This is a genomic window from Methylobacterium sp. (assembly GCF_019745455.1).
GTDB lineage: Bacteria > Pseudomonadota > Alphaproteobacteria > Rhizobiales > Beijerinckiaceae > Methylobacterium.
Genome location: NZ_JAIETD010000140.1, coordinates 1 through 5,892, shown reverse-complemented (window position 1 = coordinate 5,892; position 5,892 = coordinate 1). Strand labels below are relative to the sequence as shown.

At 65.5% G+C, this 5,892-nt stretch carries 9 protein-coding genes; 8 read left to right on the top strand and 1 reads right to left on the bottom strand.

The annotated features are described in order from the left end of the window. Positions 1–312: 312 nt before the first annotated feature. Complete coding sequence (locus K2Y56_RS23590; protein ID WP_292513658.1) at positions 313–1,086, bottom strand: hypothetical protein; 774 nt, start codon at positions 1,084–1,086, stop codon at positions 313–315. A 110-nt stretch (positions 1,087–1,196) separates the two neighbouring features. Here K2Y56_RS23590 and K2Y56_RS23585 point away from each other — a divergent pair, with 110 nt between their 5' ends. From K2Y56_RS23585 to K2Y56_RS23550, 8 genes are read left to right on the top strand one after another with little or no spacing between them, the layout of a single operon-like run. Then, a complete protein-coding gene (locus tag K2Y56_RS23585; protein ID WP_292513656.1) occupies positions 1,197–2,444 on the top strand; it encodes a phosphoadenosine phosphosulfate reductase family protein in 1,248 nt (415 codons plus the stop codon). Then, the gene (locus K2Y56_RS23580) at positions 2,444–2,872 is read left to right on the top strand and encodes a hypothetical protein (RefSeq protein WP_292513653.1); all 429 of its coding nucleotides are present in this window, start codon (positions 2,444–2,446) and stop codon (positions 2,870–2,872) included. Before K2Y56_RS23585 ends, K2Y56_RS23580 begins: the two co-directional genes overlap by 1 nt. Next, positions 2,869–3,288 (top strand): hypothetical protein, encoded by a 420-nt coding sequence (locus tag K2Y56_RS23575; protein ID WP_292513650.1) that lies wholly within the window; start codon positions 2,869–2,871, stop codon positions 3,286–3,288. The genes K2Y56_RS23580 and K2Y56_RS23575 overlap by 4 nt, the downstream gene beginning before the upstream one ends. Next, positions 3,281–3,505, top strand: coding sequence for a hypothetical protein (locus K2Y56_RS23570; RefSeq protein WP_292513647.1), 225 nt, complete (start codon positions 3,281–3,283; stop codon positions 3,503–3,505). Before K2Y56_RS23575 ends, K2Y56_RS23570 begins: the two co-directional genes overlap by 8 nt. Then, on the top strand, positions 3,495–3,917 hold the full coding sequence (locus K2Y56_RS23565) for a hypothetical protein (RefSeq protein WP_292513645.1): 423 nt from the start codon (positions 3,495–3,497) through the stop codon (positions 3,915–3,917). Before K2Y56_RS23570 ends, K2Y56_RS23565 begins: the two co-directional genes overlap by 11 nt. Next, positions 3,917–4,483: a DUF1643 domain-containing protein gene (locus K2Y56_RS23560; protein ID WP_292513642.1), complete on the top strand. Its 567-nt coding sequence runs from the start codon at positions 3,917–3,919 to the stop codon at positions 4,481–4,483. Before K2Y56_RS23565 ends, K2Y56_RS23560 begins: the two co-directional genes overlap by 1 nt. Next, positions 4,480–4,725, top strand: a complete 246-nt coding sequence (locus K2Y56_RS23555) for a hypothetical protein (RefSeq protein WP_292513639.1) — start codon at positions 4,480–4,482, stop codon at positions 4,723–4,725. Before K2Y56_RS23560 ends, K2Y56_RS23555 begins: the two co-directional genes overlap by 4 nt. Further along, complete coding sequence (locus K2Y56_RS23550) at positions 4,715–5,782, top strand: tyrosine-type recombinase/integrase (RefSeq protein WP_292513637.1); 1,068 nt, start codon at positions 4,715–4,717, stop codon at positions 5,780–5,782. The genes K2Y56_RS23555 and K2Y56_RS23550 overlap by 11 nt, the downstream gene beginning before the upstream one ends. The last annotated feature ends 110 nt before the right edge of the window (positions 5,783–5,892 follow it).

The window sequence follows — 5,892 nt, the reverse complement described above, 5'->3', positions numbered from 1 at the left end:
GTGGGTTCAGACACGGGTCACTTCTCGATGGAAACTTCGGGCTCCGCCGGGTCAACTCTCAACGGAAATCAACACTCTGTTGGCAGAGCCGGCTTCGGCGGCGGCAACGACGATAAAGCTGGCAGTTCAGCCATCGGCCCCGGAGCCCCTCGGTTCCTCGCATGCCGCGCCGGACGGCACCTCAGCGCCGGTGCCACCGGCACGCGCCAGCTCCGGCCGGAAGAAACGCTGGTCGTGGCAACCGCGCCGGATGCGGTACGACAGCCTGAAGCGGGGCGCACGCTGATGCCGGCTCCAATTTGCCCGAACACCTCACATTGCTACAACTTTAGCCTGCTCGCGCCGCTCAACGAGTGCAGCAATTTCTTGGTCGACGGCCTCGTTCAACCTTCCGTATTGGCCCATCAAACTGTTGAAACGCTGGTGCGAAGCGGGGCTGCGGATACCGATCGAGGGTGGCGGAGGTTGCTCACCCCACCCCAGGTTTACGACAGGAACCCTGGCGTCATCCCAGCAAGCATTCAAGAAGAAGTGCGCTTCGATGTGGAGATGAATGGCAGTTCTGGACACAGTCTCGGAGACGCTAAGTCTTTCCACTGCCACTACCAAGTTCGACACAGCAATTCGCCCAGCTTCTATGCAGTCCCTGTAGTCGCCAATCGGCGTCTCGACTGCGCTCATCAGGGAACCTTTGGCCCAGGTTGGCGGACCGGAATGACGGATCATACGGCCCGGATGAAGTTCAACCGCGCAGGCTTTGTACAAGGCGGCACCAGCAGACTGAAGGCCTCTAACCTCGCCAATTCTCTTTTCAAGAAACTCGTATCTTTGAGATGCCACCTGCCTTTCGGTTGCACGAGTTTGACGAAACAGAAGAGCAGCGCCGATCCCGGCGATCACACCGGCAATGAGTGCGGAGAAAAACGTCTGGTAGCGATTGAACCAAAACTCGACGCAGCCTCCCGGTCCACTAATGAGAGCCTTTCCCGCCTCAAGCTTGGTGGTTGTGCAGGCGTCAGCCATCCACGGGATAGCCATAAAAACTGCGAACAGGATCGCGGCTCCGACGACCGCAAGGAAGGCCATCGGCCAGGATCGCGTGCTCACTTAATACCCCTGAAGGTGAGCGGCAGTTGTGCCGTGTCCGTAAGGTCCACGACAAGGGTAAGCGCAGCACTTGTCCACGTGAGGGCCGCATGAGCGCGCTCTCAATCCGTCAAGCCGACTTGTTCGCAGCAGGTGCCGAACGGCTCGTCTACGACGATGCCGTCGAGCTGACGCTCATGTCGCTCGCCGAGCATGGTCCGAAACACGATCATTGGGCGGTCGCATGGTCTGGGGGCAAGGACAGCACTGCGACGCTGACGCTCATCGTGCACCTGATCGAGGCTGGCCGGCTCGCTCCGCCGAAGACGCTGACCGTCTACTACGCCGACACACGGCAGGAGCTGACACCGCTCGCAATCGCGGCGGCCGACGTCATGGCTCGCCTCGCCCGCTTCCCGTGGATTCGGCTTCGCGTTGTGACCGCGCCGCTGGACCGCCGCTTCCTCGTCTACATCCTCGGCCGAGGCGTCCCGCCTCCGAATAACAACACGCTCCGCTGGTGCACGCGGCAGATCAAGATCGACCCGATGGCGGCGGCGATCGAGGCCGACCTTGCCGGGCTGCCCGAAACGGAGACGGTGCTCACCATCACCGGGGTGCGCCAGGGCGAGAGCGCGATCCGCGACCGCCGGATCGAGATGTCCTGCTCTCGGGACGGCGCCGAGTGCGGCCAGGGTTGGTATCAGCAGGTCCTGCCGGGAATGAAAGGCGTCCGGGGCCGCCTGGCGACGCTCGCGCCGATCCTGCATTGGCGGGTCTGCAACGTCTGGGACTGGCTGAAGGTGTTCGCGCCCATGGCCCGCTACGGCGGTTGGGCAACGGCCATGCTCGCCGATGCCTACGGCGGCGACGAGGCTGAGGAGGTGAACGCTCGGACGGGGTGCATCGGGTGCCCTCTCGCGAGCGAGGACAAAGCCCTTAACGCGGTGATCGCGCTGCCGGCCTGGTCCCACCTCACGCCACTTCTTGGCCTGAGGCCGATCTACCGCCGGCTCCGACTCGCGAGGAATCGCCTGCGCCAGCCGGGCGGCGAGAAGCGGAAGGACGGAACCCTCGTCCGCAATCAGCAGCGCATGGGACCGATCACGCTCCCGGCCAGGCTCGCAGCCCTCGACGACATCCTCGCCATCCAGGCGGCCTGCAACGATGCCGCCGATCGCCTCGGCCGGCCGCGCGTCGACATCCTCAACGCCGAGGAAGAGGGGCGAATTCGTGAGCTGATCGCCGCCGGGACCTGGCCGCAGCGGTGGTCCGGCGACGAGCCGGTCGCTGACGTGCCGCTCGATGCCGTCTTCTCCGACGGCACGGTCCAACCACTCCTCATCGGAGCCGCCTGATGGTCGCCTACAGCTTCAGGAAGCGGTTCGGGCCGCCGATCCTCGCCGGCACGAAGGCGCAGACGATCCGCGCCGACCGCAAGCGCCACGCGCGGCCGGGCGAGGAGGTGCAGCTCTACACCGGCATGCGGACGAAGCACTGCAGGCTGGTCGGACGGGCGCCGTGCGTCGCCGTCCTTCCGGTACGCTTCTGCTTTTCCAAGCGTGCGGTCGCCGAGCTGATGCAGGTCGGCGACGGGTACCTAATCGGCGATCAGATGGATGCCTTCGCGCGAGCCGACGGCTTCACCCGCCTCGCGGACATGATCCGCTTCTGGTGGGACGAACACCCGCCGGAGGGCGGCAACGTCCTGACCTTCGAAGGCGTGCTGATCCGCTGGACGCCGCTCGTCCCGTCTGATGCGCTCGACATCGGAGCCGCAGCATGACGACCAAGGTCTACGCCGACAAAACGACCGTGCCGGTGACCAAGTCTCGGCAGGACATCGAGGCGATGCTCCGCAAGGCGAAGGCCAACCGCGTCGTCCACATGGACGAGCGCCTCGAGGCCATCGTCATGTTCGAGCTCGCCGGCCGCCTGGTGAAGATCGAGGTGCCGATCAAGGGTGACGCGACGGATCAGGTGCGCCGGTCGAAGTGGCGTGCCCTGTACCTCATCATCAAGGCGAAGATCGAAGCCGTCGCCCAGGGTGTGACCACGGTCGAGCAGGAGTGGCTCGCTCACATCGTTCTGCCGGACGGTAGGACCGTAGGCCAATGGATCGAGCCGCAGCTCCAGGTCGCCTACGACCGCGGCGACATGCCGACGAACCCCTTGCTTCTGGAGGGTCCGAAGAATGGCTGAGGCCTTCACCGCTGCCGACAAGCTCCGCTGCGCCAAACGCGAGGTCAGCCAACGCCGCCGGGTCTATGCCGGGCTCGTCGCCAGCGGCCGGATGGCACAGGCGGATGCCGACCGCGAGATTGCGACCATGGAGGCGATTGCTGCGGACTATGCGGCCCAAGTCGCAGCCGAGAAGCCGGACCTCTTCGCGATGCCGGAGATGCGCCATGTCGGATGACGCCTTCCGCGGCCACGGGTTCGATTCCTGGACGCTCGCGCCGGTCGTTCACACAGGCTGCGATCAGGTTGACCTCGATCTCAGCATGATGCGCGGCGAAGATCGCACCCTGATCGTGTTGTCGATGACGCGAGCGGAGATCCGCGACCTCGGCAACCTGCTCCTTCGGGTAAGCGGAGACGCGGCGCAGCGGACATTCGATCCGAAGCGGCTGACACTCGCGCCGGCGCCGCCCAGGGCTGCAGCGCCCATCGTCGTCGCTGAGACGGTCGCCGCGCCCTCGCCACGCGAGGTGGCACGCGCCCACGGCTTCACCGGCGATATGTGCGGCAGCTGCGGTAGCTTCGCGATGAAGCGCGCCGGCACCTGCCTGACATGCCAGGCCTGCGGATCGACGACGGGGTGCAGCTGATGCCCGCTCCAGCGCATCAAGCCTCCGCCGTGTTCAGTCCGTGCGGCGAGCACCGGCTCCGCCTCGATCGGTGGTGGAGCGACGAGCCGCGAGCGCTCGTCGGCATGTGCAACCCGAGCGATGCCGGCGTCGAGAAGAACGACCCGACGGTCTGCCGCCTGTTCGACCTTCTGGCGAATCGTCCGGGCATAGGCGGCTTCACCGTCGTGAATTGGGAGACGAAGGTCACCAGCAGCCCAGACGAGATGATCGCCTGGCGCAACCGCCAGATCTCGATCGATTGGGAGGCGCACGCCGCCCATGTCGAGCAGAACCTCGCCTTGATGCGCGAGCTGACGGCCGCCGCCCCGGTCCGCATCGTGGCCTGGGGCAACTTGGTGCCGAGGTCGGATCGTCAGACCACCCGCGTCCTGCGGGCCCTTTCTCTCGACGGCCACTTCGACCTTCACGCCTTCGCGGTCACCCCGCAGGGCAACCCGAAGCACCCGATGGCGCGCGGTGGGCACCGGATCATGAGCGGCCAGCCGTTGGAGCTGTGGCGACCAGCCGAGGGGAGGGCAGGGTGACGACGCTCCCGATCGGCCTCGTCCCGCGCGGGCTCACCCGCGAGCAAGCCGCAGAGTATTGTGGCTGCGAGACCGTCGATGCCTTCGACAACTGGCGTCGACGCGGGATCGTGCCAGGTCCGATTCCCGGCACCCAACGCTGGGACCGCAAGGCGATCGATCGCGCCCTTGATCGGCGCTCAGGCCTGTTCAACGATGCCGCCCCGTCGATTGACGAATGGCTGGCCGAAAATGCGCGTTAGGCTGAAGGGCATCAACACGGTCCGGAAGCCGCTCGCGGACGGCACCACACGGACCCACTACTATCATCGCGCAACCGGAACGAAGCTGAAGGGCGAGCCCGGCACGCCCGAGTTCGTCGCGTCGTTTCAGGCGGCTGCCAAGAACGCGGCCACCGAGCGAAGCGTCGGCACTGTCGAATGGCTGATCCGAAAGTACAAGCAGTCCAGCGCCTGGACGAAGAAGCTCGCCGATTCAACGCGAGAGATCGCATCATTCGATCTGAAGGCCTGCGAGACGCGCTGGGCCTCGACACCGCTGACCATCGTGGAAAACCCACGCAGCCGGCCGGCTTTCCTCCAGTGGCACGAGGGCCTCGCCGAAACGCATCCACGCGCGGCCGACGCCAAGCTCGCGCGTCTCGCTCGCGTGTTCGCATGGGGCGTCGATCGCGGCCACCTGAAGCACAACCCGATCGCCACATTCGAGCGCGCCTACCGATCCGACCGCTCGGAGATGATCTGGCTACCTGAGCACGTCACGCCGTTCGAGGCCGCAGCGAGCCCCGAGATCCGGCTGGCGATGATGCTCGCGCTTCACACCGGCCAGAGACAGGGCGATCTCCTGGCACTGCCCTGGAGCGCCTACGACGGGACGGCGATCACACTTCGCCAGGGAAAGAGCCGTCGTCTGATCTACGTGCCGGCGACTCAGGCGCTAAAGGCCGCGCTCGACCAGGCCCCCAGGCGCGCGACCACAGTCCTCGTGAACGCTGCCGGTGGTGCGTGGGTGAAGCGCCGCTTCCACGAGGAATGGACCGAGACGTTCCAGAAGGCGCAGATCGCCGACGGTTTGCACTTCCACGACTTGCGCGGGACGGCAGTCACCATGCTCGCTGAGGCGGGATGCACGACTGCCGAGATCGCGACCATCACCGGCCACTCCCAGGCGCACGCTCAGAAGATCCTAGATCGGTATTTGGCCCGCACTCGGGCCCTAGCCGTGTCGGCGATCGCGAAGCTGGACGAACATCGCCGGAACAGGAAGATGCAAACCGTTTTGCAAACCGTTCCGAAATAGACAGCCACGCGGGGGTTAAGTGACTGATTTTATTGGTCGGAGCGAGAGGATTCGAACCTCCGACCCCTAGTCCCCCAGACTAGTGCGCTAACCGGGCTGCGCCACGCTCC